A 26,936-nucleotide genomic window follows, 5' to 3' on the forward strand; every position below is an offset into this window, starting at 1 on the left:
CAATTAATCCCTGACTCCCTTCCACTGCCCAACCACAGTTTCGATACGAATACCATTCATTCCAGAGCGGTCTCGTCGAAGTCATGGGTCTTTGAGATCGTCACTGCTGCTACGAGACTCAGCCACGAGATCGCGCCACTGCTCCCAGCGGGGGATAAACATCGGCACTTTGCGCTGATAAGTGCGGTAGTCCTCACCGAATGTATCGATCATATCACGCTCTTCTCTCCGTGCAAGCCACGTAAAAATCACAACGACGAGCGGAAATAGAGCGACAGAGAAGATTGTCGGCCAGTGAATGATGCCCTCGCCAAACAGAGCGATGAACAGACCGGTGTATTGTGGATGGCGGACGTACCTGTAAAGCCCGTCTGTGACCAGTCGGTCGTCCTGTCGGGCACGATAGACTTGTCGCCATCCCTGAGCAAACAGGCCGATGCCGACAAACGCCACAGCGTAGCCGAGGAGCATTGATACGAACATACCCGTTTCGCCAAACCCGATCAGTGTAGACCAGAGATTGGTACTGACGTACTCGCGGTCCAGACCGAAAAACCGGACCAGCAGATAGATCGTCAGTGGAAACCCGTACATCTCCGCATATAATGCGATGATGAACGCCTGTACCACTCCTGCGCCGACCCACTCCCGCCAGCTGTCAGGAGCGAAGTACCGATAGAAGAACCAAGAAACGACGACAATGAAGATAATCGCGAGGCCCCAAGCACCGGGATTCGTAATAGTGGTATCTATTGATGACACGCTTACTTACCCGAGTAGATACTGAGTCCAGGGATGCCGTTCGACAAGCGGCACTCCACCAACCTCGTACTGTTCAATGTACGCGTCAAGGCCGAGTATCCGTCCCGCACCGAACGCGGCGACTGAGAGGAACACGAGCATGTACGCGAAATCACCGTTGATGTAGCCATGTGTGACATCCCAGTTGCCGAAATAGAACATGAGCATCATAAATGCCCCCCAGAACGCAGCGAGCCGAGTGAGGGCACCGAACAACAACCCGAGGCCGATAAGCAGCTCTCCCCACGGTACTGCAACGTTCACGAAGTCAACAAACCACGGCGTGTTCCCCATCGCGACGAACAGATCAGCGAGTGGACTCCCGCTATTCGGAACGGCCCCGGTGAGATATCCACCGGCACTAAAACTCCCCGAGAGGACCTTGTCGAGACCACTCTGGAAGAACGCCAGTCCCATCATCAACCGAAGCGCGAAGATAAACCAGACACTCAACGTGTGTAGTCGACCGCTTGCGGTGAACCCCCCGATCGTACTTTCTAATTGAACTTCTTGAGATGCCATATCGTGCTAATTCCCGGGAAGGTGTTATAAAATCGCGGTGGGATCTCGCCATACCGGAATAAAGAGCCCTTTTCGGGGTGATCTCTCCGATACCGTCATACTGGCTGAATAGTATCGTATTCCCAGGCGTCTGTGACGGCGGCATACGTCTGCTTGATTACAGCCGGGTTGGAGAAGATCCGAGCAGCCACCCGTGGATGCCCCAAGAAGCGACGAAGAACCGCCCGTGGGGATCGATCGATGTCTTCGATGTCGATTCCAGACACCACTTGGACGGCATCACCGAGAACGGTCATCTGACGCGTCTCGACGAGGTGCCGCATAATCCGGGCGAGCAGGTACTCCCCTTTCATCGTCCGATAGAGTCGGTCTGGATACTCCTGAAGGCTTCCCTCCGCCGTCAACTTGGCTGCGAGATACGACGACTGAATTGCTTGCGAGATCCCCTTCCCGGTCAGCCGATTCGCGAGTCCAGCCGCATCCCCGACACGAACGACGGGCCACTCAGGTAGATAGGTCAGCGCAGGATCGAGACTCGGTCCTTCGGGGATGATAGCGATATTCGTCTGACTCCGAGATGGTATCGGCCAGCCGTTTCGTTCACACGCCGCCTCAAATGCGGCTATGTAATCGGCTGGGCGTTCGCTCTCAGTCCACCCGATGCCGACGTTTGCCCGCTCGGGCGATTTCGAGAACGCCCACGCGTACCCGGTATAGCCCTCAAGAACGATCTGGCTATTCGGGTAGAGATCTGAAAAGTCGCCCTCCACGTCAGCATTGAGGGCGATCATCCGACCCGCGTACTCGTCCGTTCTCCCTCGAACTTTGCTGGTAATCGACGGTTGGCCAGTCGCGTCGACCAAGAGGTCGTATTTATCGGCCAACGTCCGGAACTCCGCCTTCGTGATCTGGTGGTTTTCGTGAATCGAAACGCCCTTTTCAGCGAGGCGTTCGGACCATCGTCGTTCAACGATGTTTCGGTCGGTGATGTACGTATCGGAGGCCGGGAATCTCCCACTCCCGGTGTGCTGTCTGCTGGATGTCGTTCCGTCGTAGATATCCACACGTAACTCCGGAAGAGCATTGACGAACCCATTCGCCGACATCGAACGGAGTGGAATCTTCGAGACGGCCGTCATCGCTTCCCCACAGTTGACTCGTTTGTCGTCGTACGACTGACGTTCGAAAAGGTCTACTTCGAAACCTCGCTTGGAAAAGCCTTCAGCAGCGGCGAGACCGCCGACTGCCCCACCGAGTACTGCCACGCGTTGGATTCGCGGTAACGGTTCAGACGACTGCTGTGAGCGAGAGCGGAAACTTTCAGATCGTGAAGTAGTTGTCTCTAATACCATTTGTCACTCAGGATAGTTGCCCCTTATTAGTCCTCGGTGAGCAGTCGGCGGAGTACTAGATGCAGGATTCCGCCGTTCTCAACGTATCGAACGGCTGCGGGCGTCCCAACTTGTGCCGTGACCGGGAACTCGACTCTCGAGCCGTCGTCCCGCTCTGCGACGACGGTCAACTCGTCGTTCACGTCTAGGCCGTCGTCCAATCCACGAATCTCAATCCGCGCCGACCCGTCGAGACCGAGGGATTCCCACGAGTCACCGTCAGCGAACTGCAGCGGGAGGACACCCATGCCGACGAGGTTGTCACGGAAGATGCGCTCGTAGCTCTCCGCGATGGTTGCGCGAACGCCCAAGAGGTCAGTCCCTTTTGCGGCCCAATCGCGGCTCGACCCGGTGCCGAGTTCTTCGCCGGCGAACACCACCAGCGGCGTATCATCTTCCCGATAGCGGCGGCTCGCCTCGAAGACGGTCGTCTGCTCGCCCGTCGGCTGGTGAATCGTGTAGCCGCCCTCGACGTCGTCGAGCATCTCGTTCTCGATGCGAACGTTGGCGAAGGTGCCGCGCATCATCACCTCGTGGTTGCCCCGGCGGGCACCGTAGGTGTTGAACTCGTGAGGTTCGACACCCTGGTCGACGAGCCACTCGCCGGCGGGCTGCTCCCGAGAGAACGGTCCGGCCGGGCTGATGTGGTCGGTGGTGACGGTGTCCCCGAGCAGCATCAGGGTGCGAGCGTCGGCGATGTCGCTGACACCGGGCTCCTCCAGCGGGAAGTCCTTGAAAAAGGGCGGCTCGCGGATGTACGTCGAAGAATCGTCCCACTCGTAGACGTCACCGGTCGGCGCGTCGAGTGCCTCCCACCGTTCGTCACCCTCGAACACTTCGGCGTACTTCTCCTCGAACATCGAAGCGTCCACGCTCTCATGGATCGCCGTGTGGATTTCGTCGGCGTCCGGCCAGATGTCGGCGAGGTAGACCGGGTCCCCGTTATCGTCCGTCCCGAGTGGGTCCGTTTCGAGGTCGATGTCCATCCGACCGGCCAGCCCGTAAGCGACCACCAGCGGCGGACTGGCGAGGTAGTTCGCTCTGACCTTCGGGTGGATGCGCGCCTCGAAGTTCCGATTGCCCGAGAGGACGCTCGCCGTCCAGAGGTCCTCGGCGTCGATGGCGCGCTCGATGGGTTCGGGGAGTGGCCCGGCGTTCCCGATGCAGGTCGTACAGCCGTAGCCGACGACGTTGTAGCCGAGGTCTTCGAGATACGGCAGTAATCCCGAGGCTTCGAGGTATTCGGTGACGACGCGGCTCCCGGGCGCGAGGCTAGTCTTGACGTACTCGGGGACATCGAGGCCGTACTCGACGGCGTTGCGGGCGAGCAGGCCTGCGGCGAGCATTACCGAGGGGTTCGACGTGTTCGTACAGCTGGTGATGGCGCTGACGACGACGCTCCCATGCCTGATTTCGGTTGTCTCGCCGTCGAGGTCGACGTCGACCGTGTCGTTTAGTTCGCCCACGTCCGGTTCCGGGAGGTCGGCGTCGGGGCGGTCGGCGGCGACGCTGCTCTCGCCCAGCCAGCGGGTGAGTGCGTCCTCGTCGACGTCGTCGAGTTCGTCCTCGAACTCGCCGTGGACCAGCCCCCGGAAGTGGGTCTTCATATCGTCCATCGGGACACGATCCTGGGGGCGTTTCGGGCCGGCGAGACTCGGCGTGATCGTCGAGAGATCGAGCTCGACCGTTTCCGTATACTCGGGGTTCTGCTCGCCGAACAGCCCCTGCGCATCGAGATATTCGCGAACGAGTTCGATGTGTTCCTCGTCACGACCCGTGAGTTCGAGGTAGTCCAGCGTCGCCTCGTCGACGCCGAACATCGAGATGGTCGAGCCCTGCTCGGGGGCCATGTTCGCGATAGTCGCCCGGTCGGGGACCGTGAGATTCGCCACGCCAGGACCGAAGAACTCGACGAAGCGATCGACGACGCCAACCTCGCGAAGCTGTTCGGTGACGTGAAGCACGAGGTCAGTCGCAGTTGCACCCTCGGGGAGTTCGCCGGTGAGGCGAACGCCGACGACTTCGGGAAGCTTCATCGTGATGGGCTGGCCGAGCATCGCAGCCTCTGCCTCGATGCCGCCCACGCCCCAGCCGACGACGCCGATGCCGCCGATCATCGGCGTGTGACTGTCCGTGCCGACGAGCGTGTCCGGAAGCAGCCAGTTCTCGCCGTCACGCTCACGAGCGTGGACCACTTGGCCGAGATATTCGAGGTTTACTTGGTGGACGATTCCCGTTCCCGGCGGGACGACGCGGAAGTCGTCGAAGGCCTGCTGAGCCCACTTGAGCGCTCGATACCGCTCGCCGTTGCGCTCGTACTCCAGTTCGACGTTCTTCTCGTAGGCATCCTCGGAGCCGAAATAGTCGACCTGGACGCTGTGGTCGATTACGAGGTCAATTGGAATCTCTGGCTCGACGATCGCGGGATCCTTGCCTTTCCGGTCAACCGCTGAGCGGAGCGCAGCGAGGTCGACGACGGCAGGGACACCGGTGAGGTCCTGCAAGACGACCCGCGAGGGTGTGAACGGGAGTTCGACATCCGGTACGTCAGGTTGCCACGACGCGACGTTCCGAACGTCCTCGGCGGAGATCGTGTCGCCGTCGACGTTCCGGAGGACGGATTCGAGGAGGACACGGATGCTGACCGGGAGACGGTCCAGTTCACAGAGTCCCGCCTCTTCGAGGGCGGTGAGGTCCGCCATCCGATAGGCATCTCCGTCGAACTCGAACTCGCGTATCGCGTCGAAAGGATCGGTTTCGGCCATACCCTAAGCTACGGCGACCCGGCTCTTGAATCGTTTCCCGTAAGCCATCGGCTAGGCTGGACCGATTCGCTCCTTGGAGCCAATCAGCAGTGAGACGCCCCGGTCACAGAATCCGGTCGAGTGCATCTGTAATCGAGGGAGATTCGACGATTCGGAACCCTTGAACAGCCACGTCCGTCGGTTCGCCCGCCGGGACGATCAGCTCCCGTGCGCCGACTGCCCGCGCCGCGCGCGCTTTCGTCTCAACCCCGCCGACGGGGAGCAACGCGCCCTCGTCGTCGACGATTCCCGTCATGAGCGTCTCCTGTGAGAGCGACTGCTGGCGGAGGCTAGCGACGAGTGCGACGGTAAGCCCGGCCTCCCAGCTCTTCCCGCGGAGTGCAAGCACGCCGGAAGAGGGGGGCTCGAACGTGATGTGCGTCGCCATGTTGGTGAGCGACTCTCCGGTGAGACGTGTGGCCGTCTCCCTCGCTTCTCGGAGCGAGAGCTGGAGGTCGTGACGGACTTCGATTCCGTTCAGGTTGACGAACAGCTCACCGTCCCCGTCGGTGAAATCGAACTCGAACGGGACGACGAGCCCGTCGCCCGAGCCGTCGACCGCTGGAAGATAGTAGCGTGTTGTCGCGGGAAGCGTGGCTCCACCCGCAAGCGTCGCCAGCGACTGAAAACCCTCCCCCGCTCGCGTTAGACCGAGAACCACCCCAGCGCCGCCGACGCTCCCCAGGCCGAGTCCTGCGAGGAACCCTCGCCGTGACAGAATCGTCTCTTCCACCCGTCCTACGACGTCTCTTTCCGTATCGGACGGGCGAGAGACGGACGCGGAGTCATCGGTGGGCATAGCAGTATGGTGCGTGGCTACGCTGGGTTCCCGTGGTACCATGTAACACGGGTGCAGTAATAAATGCTCTTCGTGTACGCGTTTCGAACGGGTACGCCTATTTCGGTCGCGCACCGACGGATAGACACAGTCTCGTCACCACTCATGACGCTCCGGTATCGGTCGTTGGTCGGGCTCGTGGGCGTGAGCAGCGTCGTGACCGGGGTCGGCGTGTGGATCGCCTACCAGTTCGAACTTCTCTTGCTCGGAGTGACGACCCTCGCGACCTGGACACTTCTGGTCGGACTCGTCGAGGAGGCATTCGTCCGGTTCGTCCCATTGATACTCGTCTTCTACGGCTGGAGTTACCGTCGGGGGACGCTCCTCTCGAAGACCGAGGGGTTGCTCGCGACCGTGGCCTCCGGGCTGACCGTTGCGCTCCTCGAACTCGTGCTCAAACTCGAGTACCTGTCGCGGCTGGAGGCGACAGTCCGGTTCGACTCGCTCGTGCTCCCGCTGGTGTTCGTCCACCTGCCGTTCGCGTTACTCGCCGGGCGGTTCGCGTACGCACTCGGCGAGCGGATTCACGGCTCCGACGACATCGGGTTCCCATCACTCTCTCGGCGAACCCTGGCGGCACTCGTGCTCGGGTATCTCGCACTTTCGCTCGCCCACGTCGGGTACAATCTGCTCATCTGAGAGCCGCTCGAACAGAGGGAAGAACTGAAAGACCGACGATCACCACACCCTGGATTAGGTGGGGATACTGCAACCGTTTCCCGAATCCGATGACGGCCCCTTCGACGAGGACCCAGACGACGAGCGCGACGCCGACGGCGATGGCCGCCGGCCACGCCCATCGTTTTCGACGGAAGAGGCCGTACACGACGACCAGCGGGAACACACCGAGGATACTGAAGAGGATGACCCCGGGAACCAGATAGCTATCGAACGGGGAACCAGCCAGAAGCGTCGGCGAGATTCCAATAAGACGCCCCGAGGGAGCGAGGATGAACTGGCCGCCGCCGGCGAGTCCCGACACGCCGAGCACACCAATCGTCGCGATGAGTGCCCAGAGCGCGAGTGGTCGATCTTGGTGCTGTGTTGAAATACCCATCCGTCGACGCTCCTCCGTCCTGATGAGAAGTGCTTGCTACGGTGGGAAAGCTATGTGGGTCTACTGGCTGTCCTCTTCGTGGTCGTCGCCGAGTGCCGTCCGAATCATCCCATTGAGTTCTTCGAGCTTCTCGCGGACGCGCTCGGGCTTGTCGGCCGGCGGCTCTTCGAGTGCGACCTGCTCGTGGGGGTCCGGCTCACCGACGATGACGCTACCGAGCATCCCGAGGCTCTCGTGGGGCGTACAGTAGTAGTGGTAGACACCCTCGGTCTCGAAGGTGTGTTCGAACGTCGCACCCTGCTCGGAGACGATGCCGCTGTCCCAGGCCGCTGCGCCGTCGGGGACGAGCTGGGGCTGGTCGTTGTCGGGGTGGTAGGCGGTCGTCGAGTGACTCCCACTCTCGTTGTTCCAGGTGACCGTTCCCCCGACGTTCACCCGCACGACGTGGGGCTCGAAGTGGTAGCCACCGTCCTCGGTGATCATCCGCACCTCGGCCGTATCGGACGGTGCCCCGACTGCTTCGTCGTGGTCATCCTCGTCGTCGCTGTGACCGGACTCCGTGCCGCCGTCGTCGTGGCCAGTCTCAGTCGGCGTGCCGTTTGCCGCTCCGCCATCGTTGTTCTGCGTTCCAGTGCACCCGGCAAGCCCAACGACTGCCGCACCGCCAGTCAGCTGGAGCATCCGTCGACGCGTGAGTGAATCGGTCATGGCATCGGTCACCTTACAGGTGAACCTACACGGTCTGGGCATATAGTCCGGAAAGCAGATTTGCTGGGTCAGCAAATCGGCGTTCCTTTATATACCCACCCACAACAACACGGATTGTGAGTGAGGAGCGAGACATCTCGGGGATTCTCGAAATCCTTGACGACGACTATGCACGCGCCATCCTCGAGGCGACTCGCCCAAAACAGCTGTCCGCCAAGGAACTCAGCGAAGAGTGTGACATGTCAGTCTCGACAGTTTCCAGACGGGTCAACACGTTACTGGAGTACGATCTGCTTATCGAGCGAACGCACGTTGATCCCGACGGTCATCATTACAGCGAATACGAAGCCCAACTCGACCGCGTCGAGGTCCAGCTCCTCGAATCAGGATTCGACATCCGTATCGAACTTCGAGAAGACGCGCCCGACAGATTTGCTCGGTTGTGGAACACAATGAGGAACGAATAACCATGCACCCCGGACTCATCGTCGCAAAGCTCGTCACAATGGTTCTGGGATTCGTGATCGCCTATCAGGCCTATCGAGGGTACCGACGTAGCAACAGTCAATCGATGCTGTACCTCGCGGTCGGGTTCGCCATTATCAGCTTCGGCGCGATCGTCGAAGGAATCTTGTTCGACGTGGTTGGCCTGACCTTACATAATGCGGGAACGGTGGCAACAACCATCGTCGCGATTGGTATGCTCACGATCCTCTACGCTCTATACGGACGTGACCCGCAGAAACTGGAGGACTGACTAATGGTGGATACGACAACAGCCGTTCTCGTGGCCGTCCGCCTGGCTGTCCTTGCCCTCGGTATTCTGATCACGTACTACAGTTTCGAGGCGTATCGACGAACGGGGACGTACTATATGAGAAACGCTGCAGTTGGCTTTGGAATTATTACCCTCGGTGTGTTCATCGAAGGAGTACTGTTCGAGTTCGGGGGGCTTGATCTCGCCCTTGTCCACATCATCGAATCGGTCGCCATCGGTCTCGGATTCGTGGTTCTTCTCATCTCGCTTCGCCGGTAGCTCGAGCCACGGCTATACTCCTCGAATGGTCAATACTGGCTCGTCCGAGTTCCGAAGAACCCGTTCGGTCACACTTCCGATGATCCGTCGTGAAAGGCTGGACCGTCCGTGTGTTCCCATCACGACGAGGTCGATTCCGTGTTGATCGCAGTAATCTCCGATTGCCTGATGAGGAACACCGTGGGTGATCTCAGCAGCGACTGAAACACCGTCGGCAGTTGCCCGGGACTGGACATCTTCGAGGACAGTCTCTCCGTTTTGCTCCAGTACTTGCTGCAGTTCGTCCCACGTCCATCCCGGACGAGACGCGTAGGCACCTCTATCCACAACGTAGAGGGCATGAAGTGTCGCATCGTACGTCCGAGCCAAATCAAGAGCGTGCGTGACTGCCTCTCGTGCGGGCTTACTCCCGTCAGTCGGGACGAGGATAGTCTCAAAGCCTCCCCGCATTCCGGGTTCTGATAGCGCCTGTTTTGCTTTGACACTGAGCACGGGGATATCGACAGTACGGACGAGTCGGGTCGTTACACTGCCGAGCAGGACTCGGTCGAGACCAGTATGTCCCCGGGTCCCCATACACACAAGGTCGATCTCATTATCGGTGATGTAGGAACGAATTTCACGCGCTGGAATGCCACGGCGAACCTCAGTTACTGCGTCGAGACCATGTTCTGCAGCTCGAGTTTCGATCTGCTTGGTGGCGGCATCGCCAGCCTCATACCACGTGTCTGGGAGTGTCTCCAGGTCGGTTTCCAGCGCAGTCAGTTCCAGCTTTCGCTCGATGGGCGAACTGTCGACGACGTGGAGCGCGTGGACAGTTGCGTCGTATCGGCGAGCGAGCTCAAGTCCGTACTGGATTGCAGGCTCAACGTTATCACTGCCATCGGTTGGAATGAGGATGTCGGTATACATAGTTGGATGTGTGCCTTGATTTTACTACGGACTCTCGTCCGTCGGTTTTGGCGGCTCATGGGCTGTCGACTCGATGCGATCCTTGAAGAAGACGAGTTCCTTGTTCGTGTGGTCGTAAAGTTTCGCCTTTCCGTCGAGAGCGGTCGTGAACACCCATTTTAGCGCCCGACCACGTCGGTTATTCGAAAAGTCCATCCAGACGGCGTGTGACATCCGAGTCCCGTCCTCAGTCTCTTCGAGTCGAATGGTCCCTCCTTCGGGAATCCGAACGGTGACGAGTCCTCGAAGGAGCGGATAGTACGCAGTCCCAGTCCAGACCGCCACGTTGGGATGGTCGATATACTGGAATCTGCCATGCAGGTCGGCGTACATCCCGGCCACTTCTTCGGCCTGGTGGAACGTCGCACCCTCGCGCGGGCGGTTGTCGGGCGTGTCGTATTCGAGCCCATAGTGTTCCTCGGGGTTCGACGCCGTCCAGTGGACGGGGTCAGTCACGTATTCCCAGATCTCCTCGGGCGATGCGTCGATGACGATTTCGGCGTTGTCGGTGACGTACATGGCTTGATACCTCGATTCAGCGTGCGAAGGTGTTGTACAGCCATGCGAATGCGTACATCACGACGAAGCTGATCACCGCTGCTTCGACCATGCCAGCCACCGTCCCGATGACGGTCGGCTCGAAGAACAGGTGCCACTGCTCCATCGCTTCGACTGCGCCCTCGTAGACACCGATCGCTCCGAAGACACCGAGGAGGAGCATCACGATGGCAGAGACGACTGCTGCTGCGCCCGCCAGTGCCTGCGAATCGAGCTGCATCACACTGGTCGTGGATTCCGGTTCGTACGCGTCTTGGTTTGTGGTAGGCGTGCTCATGCCTAGAGATACGCTCGACTCCTTCATTCGGGTTTCTCTTACAATTCCAAAGGGAGAGTCGCTCTATCAACACTGCACGGGACTATGGCGCGAAAAATAGAGGTACTACGCTCATCTCTGCGGAATCTCTCTACGAAAGAACAAGCAACAATCAGCGAACCGAATCAGTGACGCGCATCAACTGTTGAGCGCGAACGCGGTGCTCGAACGGTTGGCCACAGCTAATAGCACGGATTGCCTTTGAATCCAAGAATTATCCCGCGGAACTACCGCCGTTTCTTAAGAACAACTAACAAAACAGATGGCTGTGATGGTATAGATATGCAAGCCGCCCTCGTCAACGGAATTCTTGAGTCGCTACGGATCGGCGTCGGGTTCCTCTGGACAGCGGCTTGGGCGATCATCATGGGGCTCGTCATCACGAGTCTCGTCCAGGTCTACGTCTCCAAAGAGCGGATGGCTCAGGTTCTCGGAGAGGGAAACTTGAGTGGTCTCACGAAGGCAACAGTGTTCGGCGCCGCGAGTAGTGGGTGTAGCTTCGGCGCGGTCGCCATCGGCAAGGGGCTGTTCAAGAAGGGAGCGCATACGGTGAACTTCCTCGCGTTCATGTTCGCCTCGACGAACCTCATCGTCGAACTCGGGCTGATGATCCTGATCCTCCTTGGCTGGGAGTTTCTAGTTGCCGAACTCCTCGGTGGGGTCATCCTTATCGCTGTCATGGCACTCCTCGTCTATCTGACCCTCCCGGAGAATCTCTTTGATGAGGTCCGACAGGAGCTGAATCAGCGCGATCAGGAACATGGCATTACCGAGGATCCGACGTGTGGGATGGAAGGCAAAGACGAGTACTCGATCACGACCGATGGCGGCGAGACGTTGAAGTTCTGTTCGGAGGGGTGCATGGAGACCTACCAGCAGGAGGCCGCTAGCAGCGGCGGCTGGCGCGACGAACTCCTTTCGTGGGGCGGCTGGTACAAGATCGGGAACCAGTACCGCAAGGAGTGGTCGATGATCTGGAAGGACGTCGTTGCGGGCTTTCTCATCTCGGGATTCGTCATCGTGTTCGTCCCGCAGTGGGTGTGGAACACGCTCTTCCTCCGAGGCGATGGGCTGCTCGTGAGTGCCGAGAACGCGATTATGGGGGTAGCGATCGCGGTCATCAGCTTCGTGGGGAGCATGGGGAATGTCCCGTTCGCCGTCGCGCTCTGGGGCGGGGGCATCAGCTTTGCGGGAGTCATCGCGTTCGTCTACGCCGACCTCATCACCATCCCCGTCCTGAACGTTTACCGGAAGTACTACGGCTGGAAGGTCATGCTGTACATCCTCGGCATCTTCTTCGTGACGATGGCGTTCACGGGCTTCCTCATGGAGGAACTGTTCGCGGCGCTTGACATAATCCCGAACCTCGCTGGCGGGCAGACAGCCTCCGAACAGACGTACTTCGAGCTGAACTACACGTTCTATCTAAACATCATCGCGTTCGCCCTCTCTGGGTTCCTTCTCTACGTCTACCGGCGCGGGCTCGGTGCACCCGGGCAGTACCGCGACCCAGTCTGCGGAATGCGAACTGACGATAGCGGGCCGAGTCTCACCCACGACGGCGAAATCTACTACTTCTGCTCGAAGCGGTGCAAACGCTCGTTCGAGAACCATCCCAACGAGTTCGCACAGCATCACCTAGGGGTTGCAGGGGCGGAGTCTTCACAGAGCCATGAGCATCACTGAGCACCGCGTCTCGACTCCGAAGAGCGTGCGCGGCGTCTGGGGTCCTGCGAACCCAATCACAACTGGTACAGCGATGTCTGGCCAATTCACAGGCATGAACGAGTATCAGAGCAACTCGAGGTGGGATGGATGAATCGACGGCGAGCCGATGCAATCGTCGGTCTCATCGTCACTGCCGTCGTTATCATCGGTGGAGCACTCAGCTGGCAAGCGTACCAGCAACAGCAGGCGTTCGAGCAGATGGGATCGATGATGGGGACGTCAATGGGAGCAGTTCACGGCACGAATCCGCTCTGGTACGTCCTCGGAACCATCCTCGTCTCGGTTGTCATCGGCGGAGGATATCTGATGATTCGCGACGACGTCACCAGCACGGAGGCGGTCGATCGGCAAGGGAGTGATGTCTCGAATCAAATCGACCAGGAACGCTCTGAATTCGAATCCGAACCGTCGACCAACACCGCTCAACCAAGTGACGGCATCAATCCGGAAACTCAGCCTCGGGCCCGCGTACTGGACCTGTTGCCGGACGACGAACGCCGCATCCTCGAGCCGGTCCTCTCCTCACCCGGTATCACGCAAATCGAACTCCGGGATCGGTCGGACTTCTCGAAGAGCAAGGTGAGTCAGACGGTCAGTTCCCTCGAGAAGCGCGGGCTGCTGTACCGCGAGCGCCAGGGGCGGACGTATCGTATCTATCCGAGTGACGAGTTGCTGAACCCGGACGGGTAGGGGTAGCGACCCGTCTCACGGGTTCACAGTCGGTTTCTTTGCGACGTAATGGGGGTCGACTTCGACGTATCTCAGTATCGTCTCGCGCTTCCCGACGACCGCGAGCACGTTGAACCCACACTGCTCGAGTTGTCGTCGTTGCTTTGCTGGGCTGGAGAGATAGACCAGTGTCTCGCCGACCTTCACCTCGACAGACGTATACCTGTCCCGGGGGTCCAGCACGCGTTCACGGTCGAGAAGGGGCTGTAGTGCGCTCTTTCCTTCGAAGATCGTCGACGGGAACGCGTTCCACCAGTTGTGAGAGCTGAAGACGAATATCCCACCTGGCTTCAGTACTCGATAGATCTCCTGCAGCGCACGGATCCGGCGCTCCTCGGGGTGGATGTAGTCCAGCCCGTAATATGTGAACAGGACGTAGTCGAAGGTGTTGTCCTGAAAGTGGAGGTCGGTCCCGTCACCGACGGCGAAATCGATCTCGGGGTGAATCGAGGTCGCTTCGCCTATCATCGCCTCGCTGGGATCGACACCGACGACGTCGTACCCCATCTCGAAAAGATGGTGCGTCACTCTCCCGGAGCCACAGCCGAGATCGAGAACGCGGGCATCCGACTCATCGAAGTATCGATCGATCGCCTTCTGCTCCTGTGCGAAGAGTCCGTCTGTCGCTCGGTCGGTGTACTGGTCGATGGCGTTCGACGACGAGAACGTCTCGATGTTCGCTTTCGACGCTGCACTCAGGCCGACCGCCCCGGAATCGAGGGTCGGTTCGGTCTCGACGCGCGCACGGGGTGGCTGGACGACGTAACTCACTGTGAGGCCGACGAGGCCAGATAACGCGACCGTCCCGGTCCAGATCGTCGTCCTCCACGCGATTGCATCGACGAGCGAAACCTCGAGGAAGTAGAAGACGAAGAGTACGGTCGGCACGGCAAATGCAAAGAGCCGGAAGGCGTTGGTCGCGCTGAAGCGAGCCTGTGCCCACACGTAGAGCCCATCTGCCGTGAGCCCCGCGGCGACGATGACGGGGAGAAAGTGGAGTTCGTTCACGAGCAGGCTCACCAGTGCAGCGTGGATACCGAAGAGGAGAGCGAACGAGCCGAACGGGAGCGAGAACCGCTGGACGAGAGCGAGGACGACCAGCATCAGGATTGCGGTCTGGAGCAGGATACTGAGGACGCCGAGTTCTTGGGTCAGGTGGAATGACGGTTGTATCGACGGGATATTGGCTTGGAGATGCGAGGAGTCGGAGATTGCGGCGAGCGGATTGACGAACGGATTGATGACCATCGTCACGAACGACGCGACCGAGAAAAGAGCGCTCGCCGACAGCAACGTCGGAAGGTGCATCCACCAGCGACCACCGTCTGGCTCGGCTCTGGCGTCTCGCCACTGCGACCGGAGCGGCCCGCTCACGATGAGGCCGCCACTGACGAGGAGGAGGAGATGTGGTGGGCTAAACACGGCCCAGACGTCCGCGCCCGCAAGCGAACTCTGGTGCCAGTAGAGATCCATCAGCCCGCCGATTCCGAAGAGAGCGGTTCCGACGAGTGAATAGCGGTACTCGTTCGGGATGCCCCACGTCGTCTCGTTCGTTCCGTCCCAGTTCGAGGCGAACAGGAGGTAGAACATCGTCGCGAAGAGCGGAAATGTGGTGTAGAGTACCGCGTGTTCGGGGGTGAAGAACTGCCAGTGACCGCCAGCGAGATGGCCTCGTCCGTCGAGGTACAGCCCGACGACCCACCAGATCGAGAGGAGGGCCAGTAACGCGTCGAATCTCGCGCCGGGCGACGTCCCGTCTTCCCCACACGAGATGACGATGCGGTCGGCCAAGGCAGACATACCACAACCCACGGCTCTGTCGCGTAAGAGGGTGACGGGAACTCGTCATTCTCGGAGAACTAGTATCGGTCTCGGGCTGTGACGGACACTCGAACCAGCCTCGTAGTTTATCGAACAGTTATGAGCGTGGGAATCGTACTCCCTCCCATGTGTAACCGCCACGTCGCCCATATGATTGCGGACTACGAAGCGGCGAGGCTCGACGAAGACAGGGAGGCGACCGAGGGGTCGAAGTCCCGCGACGCGGAACAGACGGCGAGAGGGCAGCCCGGATTGCTGGCGACGCTCAGAAGCCGCCTCGCTCGATAGTCCCCGACCAGGTCGACCTCACTCGCTGTCTCGAAGGCTGGATTCGGGAATCTAACCGCTCGAATCCGCAGACTTCTGATTTGAAAGAACAACTGCAATCAAGCATTCCAGCGTAACTCGTTGGTATGGGAGCGGATGCCCTCCATCCCGATCGGTTCGACGACAGTGGCGGAGATGAGTCGCGCCACCAGCCGTTACCCACCTCACTCGCACGGATGACGACATCGGGTGTGTACACACTCGTCGCCGGCGTCTTCCTCATGGGACTGTCCTTCCTCACGAATCCCGTCCCCGACCCGTCGTTCCCGTGGGCGACGCTTCCCGAGTCACTCAGAGTCGCCTCCACTCAGCCACGGATCGAACACTGGCCCGTCACCTACACCGTTGGCCTGTGGCTCGTCGTCTTCACGCTTCCGCTGGTGCTGTTACATGCCTACCACCGATACGGATCACGGTTCTCGTTTCAGCCGAGTACGTGGCTCGCAGCCTTGCCCGTGACGGTGATGCTCGCATTCACCACCTACTGCCGGTTCTTCTGGCCCAAACTCCAGCCGCCGACGTGGAACGCCCCCTCATACACGCTCGTCTGCTGGGGCTACTGTTCGACATACGACCCGCTCTGGAGCAACCTAGCATACGCGGTGGCAGCCCTCGGGGCGGGTGCTACGTACCTCGCCTATCGAGAGTCGTCGTACGCGAAACACGCGCTCGCGACGTTCGGGATCCTCGCATTCCCGCTCGGTGTACCTGCCCTCGTCGACGCCTATGGCCGACATAGAACGTAGGATGACCCCGCAAGGGCAAGCAGGATGATGAACTCGACGGGCATCGTACGATGACGTGTAATGTCCCTTGCAGAAACGGTCTCCAAGATCGACCGGCTGAGCGACGAGGAACGCGAGTGCATCGAGATCTGTAACGAGGCAGCAGAGGTCTGTGAGTGGTGTGCCGACGAGTGCCTCGGTGACGAGGAGATGGAAGAATGTGCCCGGCTCTGCCGTGACGTCGCCGATATCGCCTCGCTGCACGCCCGATTCATGGCTCGCGATTCAAACTACAGCCCTCAGCTCGCCGAGGCCTGCGCCGGTGCCTGTGAAGAGTGTGCCGAGGAGTGCGAGCGCCACGACGCCGACCACTGCCAGGTCTGCGCCGAGGTCCTCCGGGAATGCGCCGAGAGCTGTCGGAACATGATGAGCGCCTGACGACCGTCTGAATAACACTCGGATCGGCGATCGGCGCGATGCTGATTTTTCGCGATTATAACCAGTACAGCACAGTCAGGAGGCATCGGAACCCCCCTCCCCGAACTGGCGACCGTTTGACGCGGTTAGAGTTCCGGAACTGCTGTAAACAGGAGGACAAACGCGTTCACCGTCAGCAGCGCCAGCACGACCCACTGGAAGATACGCTCGGGTATGTGGTCGAAGATGTAGACGCCGACCCACGCACCGAGGAACACCATCGGAACGGCTATTGCGGCCTCGATCATCAGCGGCGTCGTCACAGCCCCCGTGTACGTGAGGCTCCCGAGACGATACAGCATGAGCGTCCCGAAGAACGCGGTGAACGTCGCCTTCATCTCTTCACCACTCCAGAACCCGCTCGCCGACATGAACGCCCCGTAGACGATCATCGGCGGGCCGGGGACGGCGACGGCACCGCCGAAGATCCCCGCGAGGAGCCCTGCCGTCGCGCCGACGATTTTCCCCGGCCTGTAGTCCTTGTCCTCGATCCAGTCCGTGACGGAATCGAGTTGCTGGGTCGCGCCGACGACGATGACCGCGAGCACGAGCACCGCCCCGATAGCGACGCGCATCTGTGCCTTGTTGAACTGGCTGAACACGTAGATGCCAAGCGGCATCCCGACGACGAGTCCGCCGACTGGAACGATCCACTTGCGCCAGTCGAACGCGTCCCGGACGCTCCACCAGACGCGGGCGTTGCTCACGACTGCCGTCGCGGTGAAAATGATCGAGGCACTCGAAGGCGACCGGAACAGCGGCATCAGACCCATCGACACCTGCGCGAAGCCGAACCCGGCGATCCCGTGAATAACGGACGCGACGAGGATGACGACCGCAGACAGCCCCGTCGTTACCCAGTTAGCTGTCATCGAGACCACCTCGACGTTCGAACAAGCGCGTACATCTCTGCTCGGCCAATACTACGGCCTTCTCCCTTAGGGAAGTTCTCCCTAAGAAGCGTAAGGCCAGTGTCTCACTCATCCTTTGCACCTGCCACTAGAACGCACTACGAGACTGTTTTACAAACCGAACTCGACCGGTCTCGGCTTTCAATCGACTATGTAGCCGATAGCGACCCCATACGTGGTCTTGTGCGGTCTTTCGAATTTCAACCACAACTTATGAACAGCCAACGGTCGTATCTACAGTCGCGTCACGATGAACCAGGACGAGACATCCGTCGGCGAGTGGCAATCCCTAGACGGTGACCCTGCGCGTGACAGCACAGGCGACCCAGACGTCGTCTTCGCGCACGTCAGCGACCTCCACGGACAGCTCACGCCACGCCACCAGGTCTACTACGACAACCCAACGTCGAAGCCGAACTTCGACTTCGGAGAGGACGACCATGTCATCAAGCGCGGTGGCGGGGTTCCACTGCTCGCGGCCAAACTCGACGAGCTCCGCGCGGACTACGAGGTCTGTACATTGATGAGTGGTGATACGTTCCACGGCTCTGCCGTGACCACCTACACCGACGGGCGAGCGATGCTTGAGCCCATCAACGAGCACGTCGCGCCCGACGTCTATGTCCCCGGGAACTGGGATTACTCGAACGAGGCCGTCGAGGACGGCAACTTCGTGGAACTCATGGATGATCTTGACGCCCCGGTCCTCGCGAACAACCTCTACGACTGGGAGACTGACGAGCGGCTGTACGACGCATACAGCATCCTCGAGGTCGGTGGACTCTCTGTAGGCGTCGTCGGCATGACGAACGTCTACGTCGACCGGATGGCTCCTTCGTTCTGGGAAGGGAAGTACCGCTTCGGGAAGCATCCCGCGCTCCTCGAAGAGTCCGCACAGGCCGCCCGCGATGACGGCGCGGATGTCGTAGTCGCAGTCACCGAAATCGGCCTGCCGTGGATGGTCCAGGCTGCGAAAGACTGTGCGAGCGTGGACGTGATGTTCAGCGCGCACACCCACGAGTATACGTACGAACCTATCGTCGTCGAGGAGACCGAAACCGTGGTCCTCGAATCCGGCATGGGCGAAGCGCTCGGCCGTGTCGACCTCCGAATTCGAGACGAGGAGATACAGTTCAGACACCACCTCTACTGCCTCACCGAGGACGGCGAGTACACGCCGGACCCGGACGCCGATGCACAGGAAACCGTCGAGTCGGTGCGTGCACCGTTCTTCGAAGAGAATCCGGGATTCGAGCGTGGAGCCGGCACGCTCGAACGCCCCCTGGATACGACCGTCGGGCAGACGGACACGCCACTCTATCGGCAGTCGTTCCTCGAAAGTGCCTGGAACACGCTGTTCAATGACGCACTGCAGGCACACTTCGACACCGACCTCGCCGTCTCCCACGGGTTCCGGTACGGGACCGCCATCCCACCCGGTGACATCACGCTCAGCGAACTGTACACGTTCTTCCCGATGGCGACGCCCGTTGCCCGCGGCGTCGCGTACGGCCAGCAACTCACGAGCCACATGGAGGAGTTCCTCGAAGACAACTTCACGCCGTACCCCTACGACCAGGAGGACGGCCGCGTCCGAAATTTCTCCTCGAATGTCGAGGTGACCGTCGACCCGACCGCCAAGCGCGGCCGTCGCCTCGTCGAGATGCGTATCGACGACGAGTTGGTCGACCCGGAGGAAACGTACTCGGTGGCGACGTTCCGCCGTCCTGGCGACCCAGAACGTGACCTCGGCAACTGCGGGTTCCCGTTCCAGGACGTTGAGGTCGACGACGGGACGATACCTGTCGACGTCATCGTGGAGTACCTCGAAGAGCACTCACCAGTCGACTACGAGGTGATGGGGCTGGTCGAGACCGCAGACGACGGCGGTCGGGCACAGAACACGCCCGCCGACGGGCCGTATCCGTTCATCCAACCGGGCGTCGACTACCGGGATGGAGAGGCCTACTGCGAGACGTCCATGATTCCCCGTGGGAACGTTTTCCCCGAAGAAGGGCGTAATCGAATGCGTTAGATAGCGACGGTACACGCGACAGATCCAACGAACGGCGAACGGACACTATACAGGTGAGATACGATGGTCAAGAACATTACCGCGGAACGACTCGCGGACGAGATCGACGCCGACGAACAGTTCACGCTCATCGACACGCGTCCCGAAGACAGCTTCGAGGCCTGGCACGTGCGTGACGCGGAGAACGTTCCGTACGACCCCGACGAGGGGTTGAGCGAGGACCAACTGAACGAGGTGAATGCACTGGTCGACGGCCGGCCGGTCGTCGCCATCTGCGGCAAGGGCCTGACGTCGACGCCGTTCGCGTTCGATCTCGACGAGCACGGTTATGACGACGTCTCGGTCGTGACGGGCGGGATGGAAGCGTGGAGCAAGCTTTACGAGGTCGTCCCCATCGAGACGACCAGCGACGACCTCGTCGTGCGGCAGGTCCAGCGGCGGGCGAAGGGCTGTCTCGGCTACGTCGTCGGCTCGAAGGAGGCGGGAGAAGCCGTCGTGGTCGACGCAACCAGACAGACCAACCAGTTCAAAGTCGCCGCCCAGGACGCCGGGTTCTCGATCACACGCGTGCTCGATACGCACGTCCACGCCGACCATATCTCAGGCAGTCCGGCCCTCGCCGACGAGATCGGCGTGCCCTACCACCTCGGCGAAGCAGCCAGCGAGCGCGATGTCGAGTACGAGTACGAACCGCTGTCGGACGGCGACGTCGTCGAGGTCGGCGACGTCGAGATCGAGGCGCTGCACACGCCCGGGCACACCTCGGAGATGATGAATTACCTCGTCGACGGCGAACTCCTGTTGACGGGCGATACGCTGTTCGTCGACTCCGTCGGCCGGACGGAACTCCAATTCGGCGAGGACGATGCCTCGCGTGGAGCGGAACTGCTGTACGACTCGCTCCACGAGACGATCCTCAACCTCCCGGACGACACGACGATTCTGCCGGGCCACCTCACCGTCACGAGCGACGGGCGCTACGAGAACGGCTCGCCCGGCGAACCCCTCGATGCCCAACTCGGGGATCTCCGCGAAGAACTCAGCTTCCTCGGGCTCGATCGCGAAGCGTTCATCGAGCGATTAACCGAGGATGCCCCGGAGAAGCCCCCGAACTACGAGACAGTTATCGCCATCAACACCGGCAAAGAGACCGTCGACGACGAGGGCGAGGCGACAGAACTCGAACTGGGGCCCAACAACTGTGCCGCATAGAGAACAACGGTCGCTCTCGCGCCGCAGGCTCCTCCAACTGACAGGGGCAACCACCCTCGGAGCGCTCGCGGGTTGTGCCGGCCAGTTCCCGGGCACCGACGATGGTGAAGGTCGTGAGGTGACGCCACGCTCGACAGTCACGGCCGAGCCAGATACATCCGTCAGCCTCACTGCAGCGTCCGGGACGTTTCGACCAGCGCCCGATACATCGACGGCTAACTGGATGTACGAGGGTCAATTTCCGGGACCGGAGCTGCGTGTTCAGGAGGGTGACGTGCTCAGTGTCGAACTGACCAACGACCTCCGAGAGGAGACCACGATTCACTGGCACGGTATTCCGGTTCCGAATCCGGTCGATGGCGTGCCGAACGTGACCCAAGACCCGATCGCTTCCGGTGATACGTTCACCTACACGTTCCGTGCCGAACCCGCTGGAACGTATTTTTACCACAGCCACGTCGGGCTCCAGCTCGACCGCGGGTTGCTCGGTCCACTGATCATCGAAAAATCCGACCCACACGTCGAGTACGACCGCGAGTACGTCGTCGTCGTCGACGATTACCTCCCTGGAGAGCCACGCCTCCCGTCGGACGGAGGGATGGGTGGCGGTGGTGGAATGGGTGGGGGAAGCGGGATGATGGGTGACGTTCGGCCGCCATACGAGGGACTCCTGATCAACGGTCGACTGCCCGAGGACCCCCAGACGTTCGACGTAGCTGAGGGCGATCGGATTCGCTTCCGGTTCGTGAATGCTTCCAGCGCGACGGTCTTCGGGGTGCGGATCGCCGGCCACGAGATGACGGTGACCCATGCCGATGGCCAACCCGTCGAACCCGTCGACGCAGACTCGTTCGTCTTCGGTGCCGGCGAGCGGTACGACGCCGTCGTCGAAGCGACGAATCCGGGGAAATGGTTCGTTCAGGCGGACGCACTCGACGGGAACGAACCACCAGCTAGAGCCGTCGTCGAGTACGGGTCTGCAGGTGATTCGGGCACCCCACAGCCTCCATCGTCTTCGAGTAACCGATTGCAGTACGGCGACCTACGAGCGGTCTCCGCACTCGACGGTGTGAGCGGGCGTCCCGACCGGACGTTCGATCTGACGCTGTCTCGCGGCAGGGATGAGTACGTGTGGACGATTGACGGACAGGCGTATCCGGACGCCGACCCGCTCCAGATTCGGCCCGGAGAACACGTCCGGATTCGGATGACCAATCAGAGCCCGGTCGTTCACCCGATGCACCTTCACGGCCACTTCTTTCAGGTTGGCAACGCGATCAAAGACACAGTTATCGTCCCCGGACATCGGGGACAGGTAACACTAGATTTCCACGCAGACAATCCCGGCCGGTGGCTGTTCCACTGTCATAATCTGTACCATCTTGATGCGGGCATGGCACGCGTCATTAAATACGTCGAGTGACCGGGTCTCGACGTTCGCTCCCCTTCTCCGCATGGCCGTATAGAGTGAGTTTAGGAGGTGAATAGTATTCCTTTCGACGCGTGTACCACAAACCGTATATGCTATTTCGTAGACTCGGTGCGAAGCTTCCGATAGTTCTCGCGGCGATAGCGGTACTGCTCGTTCTAACGAGTGGTGTCGCCCTCGCCGCTCCCGGTCACGATGATGGGTCGACAGCGACGGACGACGGTCATCAGGACGGTTCCGGTTTGGCGTGGACGGTCAGCATCGCGGGGTTATTCGTAGCAATCACGGCCGTCCCTGCTGCCCCGACGTACTGGTTTGGGAAACAGCGTGACCGCGTCTCCGACCTGGAGAGTATCCATTTCCTCGCAGTGGGGTTGATACTATTCAGTGCGGCCGTCCACCTGTATCTCTACTTCCAGCACGGCGAACTGCTGATGTTATTAGCTGGTGCGGGCTTCCTCGGAGCAGTTGTACTGTTCTTCCTCGGATTCAGTCGTCGGATACTCTACCTCGTCGGGGTCGCCTTCGTCGCGGTACAGCTCGTCCTCTGGGCAGTCAGCGGTATGCCTCATCTCCAGAGTTACGGCCTCCTCGATAAAATCGCACAGGTCCTGCTCCTCGGTGTGCTCGGCTACCTCCTCTGGGGAGAGCAGTTGGCGAACTCAGTATAACACACTGGCCGATACTCCGGGCCACTCGCGTCTGGAGTTTACTTATGAGCCAGCCGCTTTCCGACTGCGAGCGGTTGGACTGGTGTCACGGTGTTCCAGCATTCGCCGAGGCCGTGACGACGGGGTACCGAACTAAACTACAACGCTCTTCCGTAGGAGATTGTTGATACAGCTCTCCGGAGAGGAGTCGGACCAGAAACTGCCCGTCTGATCGCCCAACGACCGGGTTCTAGTCTCACTCAGTTCATCACAGAATCGCAAGACTGCTCTACATCAACAATGTGCTACACAAGAGCGAAACTACAATTCTCTTTGTGGATTGTTCTGTGGGTAAGTTCCAATAACGGCGATCAGTATCCACTGAATACCGTGTAGATGCTTGGAAGCGGATTATATTTAAATTACCTGACCCCAGCACTTACTGTGTACGGAACCGAGTGACCCCATATGATAGATGTATTCGCCATGTCGTCGAACCAAGTTCTTCGATTAGATGACGAAGAAACCCAACCCGTACTAACCGCCCTCTCCTCCGAATCGGCTCGACAGATACTGTCAGTCCTTAACGACCAACCAGCAACGGTTTCAGAACTAGCTGATCATACCGGACTAACCCCTCAAAACGTGTCCTACCATCTCAACAAACTCACCGACGCAGAACTTGTCATCGAAAACGGATCACGAGGGTCTGGTGCGAACGAAGCGACTGTCTACACCGCCGAAAAGAATATTGTTCTCTCGACAGATGACGGTGTCGGCCAGCGCACCCCATTCTTGGGTGTACTGTGTCTCACGATCGTGGCGCTCTTGATTGTCGCTTGTTTCCACTCGTTTACAAATCTTCCAGTGGAGCTTGCTTCGATGGTGATTGGGGAACTGAATCTTCCCGAGATACTATTCTAGAACATCGTTCCACCAACCAGTCAGTGGTTAGTCTATTCTGTAACCACAACCGTCAGCAGACCAAATGGCACGTTGGTTATAGTAGTCGGCATTCTCGCACCGCACGTGAACAATACAGTTACCCAATTCAGGACTGACCGTCTAGTCTAGGTAGCCAAGTTGTCGAAGGTGCTCGTCAACGTCTCTCGCTTCCTTTTGATTGGGCGGCTTCAACGTCGATTCAAACGTCTCTTCGTCAGTGGCTGTCGTCTCGGCCCACGGTACCCGCCGAACCTCTGGAACAGGCACTGCATAGCGGTGCATATACATGCCCCATTCACCGTAGGCATTGCCGTGATCGGCGCTCAGAGCCACCTTCTCGGCGTCTAAATTCTTCAATAGTATTTCGACTTCGTCCAGCACCCAGCGAAGATTATCGAGATATGCATCCCAGACTTTCTCGTAGTCACCGCCGCTCTTGAGATACTCGAACGGTTCAATTTCCCACGGTTCGAGCGTCTCTCGCCCCTCCGCTATCGCTCGCGCGGTGAACGGGTGATGTGGCTGTTCGTAGTGGACGACCAACCGGCGCGGATTTCGTTCTCGACCGACGCTAATTGCTCGGTCCGTCACTGGTCGTGGGAGAGTCAACCCGACCGGAGGTGGATCGGCGTATCTCCAGGGCTGGTCGATATATTCGAAGTCCTCGTGGCTGACCGTCTGCCAATCGGTCCACGAAATACCGCGACCGTCTTCGGGAAATTCTCGATTCCAGAGGACGCGCTCGGTGAACGCGTTCGCGGAAACGAGAGCCGTCTGTTCGATATCCGAACGGTATCGTTCGGTGAACGTCTGGGCGATCCACTCAGCAGACGCCGACCCCACCGACCAGATGGTATCGATGTCTCCTATGAAATCATACTCCGGGGCCACCTCCCGGAGCGCATCCACTCGACACGTATCGAGTATGACGAGCGCGTCCCAGTCTCGTTCATAGACGTTGGTCCCGATAGGATATCGGGACAGGACAGACATTGCTGCGCCCACGTACTGGTAATATGCACGCTTGAGTAGGGATGTCACAGGACTAGCTCTCACAGACTAGCAGTATCGTTATTCACTTCGTGTGTCCTTCTGAAAGGCACTAACGCCGAGATTTTTTCCACCAAACCACATTCGAATTAGTAAAACCGTGTCAGATGGCCTAAAAAGAGATTGGTAGTAATTAGCGCCTCTACGTGGAGTTTGGTTTCGCAGACGTAGATAGTCAGTCGTTCCTGAACGCCTTTCACGCTGTCATTCCGCTGGAAGAGTTTCGTCGTGCCACTACCGCTGGCTCTGAACCGTTCCACGACATTGACCGATGGCTACGATTGCCTGACGAATTTAGCTGGGATGGACGGTCTTGTTCCTGAGAAACGATTAGATGGCGCTATACACGTTCTTGGACGTTCTCCTGCGTGGGTTCACACCCATCGCGATAACCCTCGAGCGGTCCTACGACTAACTGAGGCGAAAGACAATGACCAACTACACCATCGGTCGCTGGCTGCTCGTGGCGCTCGCGATCATCGGACTCGCGTTCGCCGCGCCCGTGGTCAGCGCACACGGCACCGACACGGCTGCTGACGACGCGCCCACTGACAATGCTACCGCTGATGACTGGGCGGCCTGGATGGAGGCGCAGATGACCGAGCACATGGGCCCTGGTAGCGTCGAGTGGATGGAATCGCACATGGGTGTGACCGTCGACGAGATGGCCCAGGACATGGCTGACGACGACTACAACGGCGGGATGTACGGACAGGGCCACTGCTGATAGGCCCTGACCGTTTCGATCGCTTCGACCGAATACCGAAACTCACCACCAATTCACAATCATGACGCAATTCACCACTCACCTCGGACGCACTGCTCGTCGACTCGCGCTACTCGCCGTCCCACTGCTGGTCGCAGCGACTGGAACCGCTGCTGCCCACGGTAGTGGGAGCTACGGCGGCGGTATGATGGGCGGCGGCTGGGGCGGTATGGGCGGACTCGGCGGCTTCGGGATGCTCGGCGGCGGGATGTTCCTCTGGCCGCTCCTCCTGATCGGACTCATCCTGCTCTTCGTGTACGGGACTAACCGCGAGGAACCGTCCTCTGGGCAGGATACTGCACTCGCTGAACTCCGCGAGCGATACGCACGGGGTGAACTCTCGGACGAAGAGTACGAGTCCCGACGACGCTCGCTCACACAGTGAGTCCGTCCACCCCCCACGTGCTGTTCCGTGTCTTCCATGTGGATTCGTATCGCCGGCGTGCATTCGCGGGAGGACAGGACAACGAGAGGGTGCCGTTAAACGATGGAGCGATTTGCTGGGTCAGCAAACAGACTTGGCCGGTTATGTCTCCAGCAGCCGTCCAAAGTATTGTGGAGGAAAGGAATGGACATACAAAATATGGGACACAGGATTGAGCTACCCCGACAACAACGATCTCTCTAAATTCGTCAGGAACGGCTCGAGCGATCTGAACAGAACTCAACGTGCGTCGATTCCGGTCACGGACTGGCTCGAAACGCGCGTCACGACAAAACCGACCACCACCACAATGAACGACTCGCAACACAGAGCCCGAATCGACTCACGAAAACAGCGCAGACAGGCTACCGAACGCCGACGACTCCGTGCATTCACCGCCTCAGATGCGTCAGGCGGCGGTGGATTGACCGAAAAAGAAGCAACGAAGCTCATCACGAGCTCGAAAATCAAAAACACCCAATAGACCGATGACGTATACCATTACCACAACGATTGATGCACCGTTCGACGACGTCGTAACCGCAGTCACGACCGCACTAGAGGACGAAGGATTCGGACTCCTGTGTGATATCAACGTCAAAACAACCCTGAAGGAAAAGCTCGATGTCGACGTCGACCAATACCGGATTCTCGGGGCGTGTAACCCTCCACTCGCCCACGAGGGGCTCGCCGAAGAGCCAGAATTGGGGGCCCTGCTCCCGTGT

Annotated in this window: 30 protein-coding genes; 17 read left to right on the forward strand and 13 right to left on the reverse strand. The window is 59.7% G+C overall.

Annotation, left to right across the window (positions count from 1 at the left end; genetic code table 11):
• Positions 1-81 precede the first annotated feature (81 nt).
• From NDI85_RS20345 to NDI85_RS20365, 5 genes are all read right to left on the reverse strand, one after another.
• Positions 82-762, reverse strand: a complete 681-nt coding sequence (locus tag NDI85_RS20345) for an isoprenylcysteine carboxylmethyltransferase family protein (RefSeq protein WP_220619855.1) — start codon at positions 760-762, stop codon at positions 82-84.
• 6 nt (positions 763-768) lie between these two features.
• On the reverse strand, positions 769-1,323 hold the full coding sequence (locus NDI85_RS20350; protein WP_310902004.1) for a DoxX family protein: 555 nt from the start codon (positions 1,321-1,323) through the stop codon (positions 769-771).
• A 95-nt stretch (positions 1,324-1,418) separates the two neighbouring features.
• The gene (locus tag NDI85_RS20355; RefSeq protein WP_277524700.1) at positions 1,419-2,588 is read right to left on the reverse strand and encodes an NAD(P)/FAD-dependent oxidoreductase; all 1,170 of its coding nucleotides are present in this window, start codon (positions 2,586-2,588) and stop codon (positions 1,419-1,421) included.
• Between the two features lie 113 nt (positions 2,589-2,701).
• On the reverse strand, positions 2,702-5,479 hold the full coding sequence (gene acnA / locus NDI85_RS20360) for an aconitate hydratase AcnA (protein WP_310916820.1): 2,778 nt from the start codon (positions 5,477-5,479) through the stop codon (positions 2,702-2,704).
• A gap of 103 nt (positions 5,480-5,582) precedes the next feature.
• Entirely contained in the window at positions 5,583-6,251 is a 669-nt protein-coding gene (locus NDI85_RS20365; RefSeq protein ID WP_310916821.1) for a S16 family serine protease, read from the reverse strand.
• 210 nt (positions 6,252-6,461) lie between these two features.
• On the opposite strand from NDI85_RS20365, the gene NDI85_RS20370 reads away from it, so the two are divergent.
• The gene (locus NDI85_RS20370) at positions 6,462-6,995 is read left to right on the forward strand and encodes a hypothetical protein (protein WP_144927782.1); all 534 of its coding nucleotides are present in this window, start codon (positions 6,462-6,464) and stop codon (positions 6,993-6,995) included.
• On the opposite strand, the gene NDI85_RS20375 is transcribed toward NDI85_RS20370, so the two are convergent.
• The gene (locus tag NDI85_RS20375) at positions 6,988-7,413 is read right to left on the reverse strand and encodes a hypothetical protein (RefSeq protein ID WP_142980475.1); all 426 of its coding nucleotides are present in this window, start codon (positions 7,411-7,413) and stop codon (positions 6,988-6,990) included. The two genes, NDI85_RS20370 and NDI85_RS20375, sit on opposite strands and share 8 nt — an antisense overlap.
• A 60-nt stretch (positions 7,414-7,473) precedes the next feature.
• Positions 7,474-8,121, reverse strand: coding sequence for a plastocyanin/azurin family copper-binding protein (locus NDI85_RS20380; protein ID WP_310916822.1), 648 nt, complete (start codon positions 8,119-8,121; stop codon positions 7,474-7,476).
• Between the two features lie 116 nt (positions 8,122-8,237).
• Between NDI85_RS20380 and NDI85_RS20385 the strand changes: the two genes are divergently transcribed.
• Genes NDI85_RS20385 through NDI85_RS20395 form a run of 3 tightly spaced genes read left to right on the forward strand, consistent with a single transcriptional unit; the run spans position 8,238 to position 9,157 of the window.
• On the forward strand, positions 8,238-8,588 hold the full coding sequence (locus NDI85_RS20385; protein ID WP_142980477.1) for a helix-turn-helix domain-containing protein: 351 nt from the start codon (positions 8,238-8,240) through the stop codon (positions 8,586-8,588).
• Between the two features lie 2 nt (positions 8,589-8,590).
• A complete protein-coding gene (locus tag NDI85_RS20390; RefSeq protein WP_049983676.1) occupies positions 8,591-8,878 on the forward strand; it encodes a hypothetical protein in 288 nt (95 codons plus the stop codon).
• A gap of 3 nt (positions 8,879-8,881) precedes the next feature.
• Positions 8,882-9,157, forward strand: coding sequence for a hypothetical protein (locus NDI85_RS20395; RefSeq protein ID WP_115819528.1), 276 nt, complete (start codon positions 8,882-8,884; stop codon positions 9,155-9,157).
• A 12-nt stretch (positions 9,158-9,169) separates the two neighbouring features.
• Here the strand turns inward: NDI85_RS20395 and NDI85_RS20400 are convergent, their stop codons facing one another.
• The 3 genes from NDI85_RS20400 to NDI85_RS20410 are packed head-to-tail and all read right to left on the reverse strand — an operon-like array spanning position 9,170 to position 10,886.
• Positions 9,170-10,069, reverse strand: coding sequence for a universal stress protein (locus NDI85_RS20400; protein WP_310916823.1), 900 nt, complete (start codon positions 10,067-10,069; stop codon positions 9,170-9,172).
• Between the two features lie 24 nt (positions 10,070-10,093).
• The gene (locus tag NDI85_RS20405; protein ID WP_310916824.1) at positions 10,094-10,627 is read right to left on the reverse strand and encodes an SRPBCC family protein; all 534 of its coding nucleotides are present in this window, start codon (positions 10,625-10,627) and stop codon (positions 10,094-10,096) included.
• Between the two features lie 16 nt (positions 10,628-10,643).
• Positions 10,644-10,886 carry a hypothetical protein gene (locus NDI85_RS20410; RefSeq protein ID WP_310916825.1) on the reverse strand — a complete coding sequence of 81 codons (243 nt, stop codon included), beginning with the start codon at positions 10,884-10,886 and terminating at the stop codon, positions 10,644-10,646.
• Positions 10,887-11,264: 378 nt separating this feature from the next.
• Here NDI85_RS20410 and NDI85_RS20415 point away from each other — a divergent pair, with 378 nt between their 5' ends.
• Both NDI85_RS20415 and NDI85_RS20420 read left to right on the forward strand, forming a co-directional pair.
• Positions 11,265-12,668 carry a permease gene (locus NDI85_RS20415; protein ID WP_220619864.1) on the forward strand — a complete coding sequence of 468 codons (1,404 nt, stop codon included), beginning with the start codon at positions 11,265-11,267 and terminating at the stop codon, positions 12,666-12,668.
• A 129-nt stretch (positions 12,669-12,797) separates the two neighbouring features.
• Positions 12,798-13,400 (forward strand): MarR family transcriptional regulator, encoded by a 603-nt coding sequence (locus NDI85_RS20420; RefSeq protein ID WP_220619865.1) that lies wholly within the window; start codon positions 12,798-12,800, stop codon positions 13,398-13,400.
• A 15-nt stretch (positions 13,401-13,415) separates the two neighbouring features.
• Here the strand turns inward: NDI85_RS20420 and NDI85_RS20425 are convergent, their stop codons facing one another.
• Entirely contained in the window at positions 13,416-15,239 is a 1,824-nt protein-coding gene (locus NDI85_RS20425; protein WP_310916826.1) for a class I SAM-dependent methyltransferase, read from the reverse strand.
• A gap of 147 nt (positions 15,240-15,386) precedes the next feature.
• On the opposite strand from NDI85_RS20425, the gene NDI85_RS20430 reads away from it, so the two are divergent.
• From NDI85_RS20430 to NDI85_RS20440, 3 genes are all read left to right on the forward strand, one after another.
• Positions 15,387-15,548 carry a hypothetical protein gene (locus NDI85_RS20430; protein ID WP_220619867.1) on the forward strand — a complete coding sequence of 54 codons (162 nt, stop codon included), beginning with the start codon at positions 15,387-15,389 and terminating at the stop codon, positions 15,546-15,548.
• A 230-nt stretch (positions 15,549-15,778) separates the two neighbouring features.
• Positions 15,779-16,333, forward strand: a complete 555-nt coding sequence (locus NDI85_RS20435) for a hypothetical protein (protein ID WP_310916827.1) — start codon at positions 15,779-15,781, stop codon at positions 16,331-16,333.
• A gap of 60 nt (positions 16,334-16,393) precedes the next feature.
• Positions 16,394-16,750, forward strand: coding sequence for a four-helix bundle copper-binding protein (locus NDI85_RS20440; RefSeq protein WP_220619869.1), 357 nt, complete (start codon positions 16,394-16,396; stop codon positions 16,748-16,750).
• A 125-nt stretch (positions 16,751-16,875) separates the two neighbouring features.
• Here NDI85_RS20440 and NDI85_RS20445 read toward each other — a convergent pair whose 3' ends face one another.
• Complete coding sequence (locus NDI85_RS20445; RefSeq protein WP_310916828.1) at positions 16,876-17,661, reverse strand: sulfite exporter TauE/SafE family protein; 786 nt, start codon at positions 17,659-17,661, stop codon at positions 16,876-16,878.
• Positions 17,662-17,950: 289 nt separating this feature from the next.
• On the opposite strand from NDI85_RS20445, the gene NDI85_RS20450 reads away from it, so the two are divergent.
• The 5 genes from NDI85_RS20450 to NDI85_RS20470 all read left to right on the forward strand — a co-directional run bounded on the left by NDI85_RS20450 (position 17,951) and on the right by NDI85_RS20470 (position 23,950).
• Positions 17,951-19,735 (forward strand): 5'-nucleotidase C-terminal domain-containing protein, encoded by a 1,785-nt coding sequence (locus NDI85_RS20450; RefSeq protein WP_310916829.1) that lies wholly within the window; start codon positions 17,951-17,953, stop codon positions 19,733-19,735.
• Positions 19,736-19,798: 63 nt separating this feature from the next.
• On the forward strand, positions 19,799-20,947 hold the full coding sequence (locus NDI85_RS20455; RefSeq protein WP_310916830.1) for an MBL fold metallo-hydrolase: 1,149 nt from the start codon (positions 19,799-19,801) through the stop codon (positions 20,945-20,947).
• Positions 20,937-22,370: a multicopper oxidase family protein gene (locus NDI85_RS20460; RefSeq protein WP_310916831.1), complete on the forward strand. Its 1,434-nt coding sequence runs from the start codon at positions 20,937-20,939 to the stop codon at positions 22,368-22,370. The genes NDI85_RS20455 and NDI85_RS20460 overlap by 11 nt, the downstream gene beginning before the upstream one ends.
• 80 nt (positions 22,371-22,450) lie before the next feature.
• Positions 22,451-23,047, forward strand: a complete 597-nt coding sequence (locus NDI85_RS20465) for a hypothetical protein (protein WP_220619874.1) — start codon at positions 22,451-22,453, stop codon at positions 23,045-23,047.
• A gap of 447 nt (positions 23,048-23,494) precedes the next feature.
• Entirely contained in the window at positions 23,495-23,950 is a 456-nt protein-coding gene (locus tag NDI85_RS20470) for a transcriptional regulator (protein ID WP_220619875.1), read from the forward strand.
• A gap of 141 nt (positions 23,951-24,091) precedes the next feature.
• Here NDI85_RS20470 and NDI85_RS20475 read toward each other — a convergent pair whose 3' ends face one another.
• Entirely contained in the window at positions 24,092-25,012 is a 921-nt protein-coding gene (locus NDI85_RS20475) for an LTA synthase family protein (RefSeq protein ID WP_220619876.1), read from the reverse strand.
• A gap of 439 nt (positions 25,013-25,451) precedes the next feature.
• Here NDI85_RS20475 and NDI85_RS20480 point away from each other — a divergent pair, with 439 nt between their 5' ends.
• From NDI85_RS20480 to NDI85_RS20490, 3 genes are all read left to right on the forward strand, one after another.
• The gene (locus NDI85_RS20480) at positions 25,452-25,748 is read left to right on the forward strand and encodes a hypothetical protein (protein WP_310916832.1); all 297 of its coding nucleotides are present in this window, start codon (positions 25,452-25,454) and stop codon (positions 25,746-25,748) included.
• A gap of 61 nt (positions 25,749-25,809) precedes the next feature.
• A complete protein-coding gene (locus NDI85_RS20485) occupies positions 25,810-26,172 on the forward strand; it encodes an SHOCT domain-containing protein (RefSeq protein ID WP_310916833.1) in 363 nt (120 codons plus the stop codon).
• Positions 26,173-26,699: 527 nt separating this feature from the next.
• On the forward strand, positions 26,700-26,936 hold a 237-nt coding region (locus NDI85_RS20490; RefSeq protein ID WP_310916834.1), incomplete at its 3' end, for a DUF302 domain-containing protein.

Origin of the sequence: Haloarcula sp. S1AR25-4 (assembly GCF_031624555.1) — an archaeon.
Taxonomy (GTDB): Archaea; Halobacteriota; Halobacteria; order Halobacteriales; family Haloarculaceae; genus Haloarcula; species Haloarcula pellucida.

Excerpts from the sequence above, each read along its gene's own strand:
- NDI85_RS20410 (WP_310916825.1), bottom strand. The coding sequence starts at position 10,886 with ATGCAGCTCGATTCGCAGGCACTGGCGGGCGCAGCAGCAGTCGTCTCT.
- acnA (WP_310916820.1), bottom strand. The coding sequence starts at position 5,479 with ATGGCCGAAACCGATCCTTTCGACGCGATACGCGAGTTCGAGTTCGAC.
- NDI85_RS20395 (WP_115819528.1), top strand. The coding sequence starts at position 8,882 with ATGGTGGATACGACAACAGCCGTTCTCGTGGCCGTCCGCCTGGCTGTC.
- NDI85_RS20375 (WP_142980475.1), bottom strand. The coding sequence starts at position 7,413 with ATGGGTATTTCAACACAGCACCAAGATCGACCACTCGCGCTCTGGGCA.
- NDI85_RS20485 (WP_310916833.1), top strand. The coding sequence starts at position 25,810 with ATGACGCAATTCACCACTCACCTCGGACGCACTGCTCGTCGACTCGCG.
- NDI85_RS20350 (WP_310902004.1), bottom strand. The coding sequence starts at position 1,323 with ATGGCATCTCAAGAAGTTCAATTAGAAAGTACGATCGGGGGGTTCACC.
- NDI85_RS20380 (WP_310916822.1), bottom strand. The coding sequence starts at position 8,121 with ATGACCGATTCACTCACGCGTCGACGGATGCTCCAGCTGACTGGCGGT.
- NDI85_RS20455 (WP_310916830.1), top strand. The coding sequence starts at position 19,799 with ATGGTCAAGAACATTACCGCGGAACGACTCGCGGACGAGATCGACGCC.
- NDI85_RS20420 (WP_220619865.1), top strand. The coding sequence starts at position 12,798 with ATGAATCGACGGCGAGCCGATGCAATCGTCGGTCTCATCGTCACTGCC.
- NDI85_RS20405 (WP_310916824.1), bottom strand. The coding sequence starts at position 10,627 with ATGTACGTCACCGACAACGCCGAAATCGTCATCGACGCATCGCCCGAG.
- NDI85_RS20450 (WP_310916829.1), top strand. The coding sequence starts at position 17,951 with ATGAACCAGGACGAGACATCCGTCGGCGAGTGGCAATCCCTAGACGGT.
- NDI85_RS20430 (WP_220619867.1), top strand. The coding sequence starts at position 15,387 with ATGTGTAACCGCCACGTCGCCCATATGATTGCGGACTACGAAGCGGCG.
- NDI85_RS20445 (WP_310916828.1), bottom strand. The coding sequence starts at position 17,661 with ATGACAGCTAACTGGGTAACGACGGGGCTGTCTGCGGTCGTCATCCTC.
- NDI85_RS20440 (WP_220619869.1), top strand. The coding sequence starts at position 16,394 with ATGTCCCTTGCAGAAACGGTCTCCAAGATCGACCGGCTGAGCGACGAG.
- NDI85_RS20480 (WP_310916832.1), top strand. The coding sequence starts at position 25,452 with ATGACCAACTACACCATCGGTCGCTGGCTGCTCGTGGCGCTCGCGATC.
- NDI85_RS20425 (WP_310916826.1), bottom strand. The coding sequence starts at position 15,239 with ATGTCTGCCTTGGCCGACCGCATCGTCATCTCGTGTGGGGAAGACGGG.
- NDI85_RS20390 (WP_049983676.1), top strand. The coding sequence starts at position 8,591 with ATGCACCCCGGACTCATCGTCGCAAAGCTCGTCACAATGGTTCTGGGA.
- NDI85_RS20370 (WP_144927782.1), top strand. The coding sequence starts at position 6,462 with ATGACGCTCCGGTATCGGTCGTTGGTCGGGCTCGTGGGCGTGAGCAGC.
- NDI85_RS20415 (WP_220619864.1), top strand. The coding sequence starts at position 11,265 with ATGCAAGCCGCCCTCGTCAACGGAATTCTTGAGTCGCTACGGATCGGC.
- NDI85_RS20400 (WP_310916823.1), bottom strand. The coding sequence starts at position 10,069 with ATGTATACCGACATCCTCATTCCAACCGATGGCAGTGATAACGTTGAG.
- NDI85_RS20470 (WP_220619875.1), top strand. The coding sequence starts at position 23,495 with ATGATAGATGTATTCGCCATGTCGTCGAACCAAGTTCTTCGATTAGAT.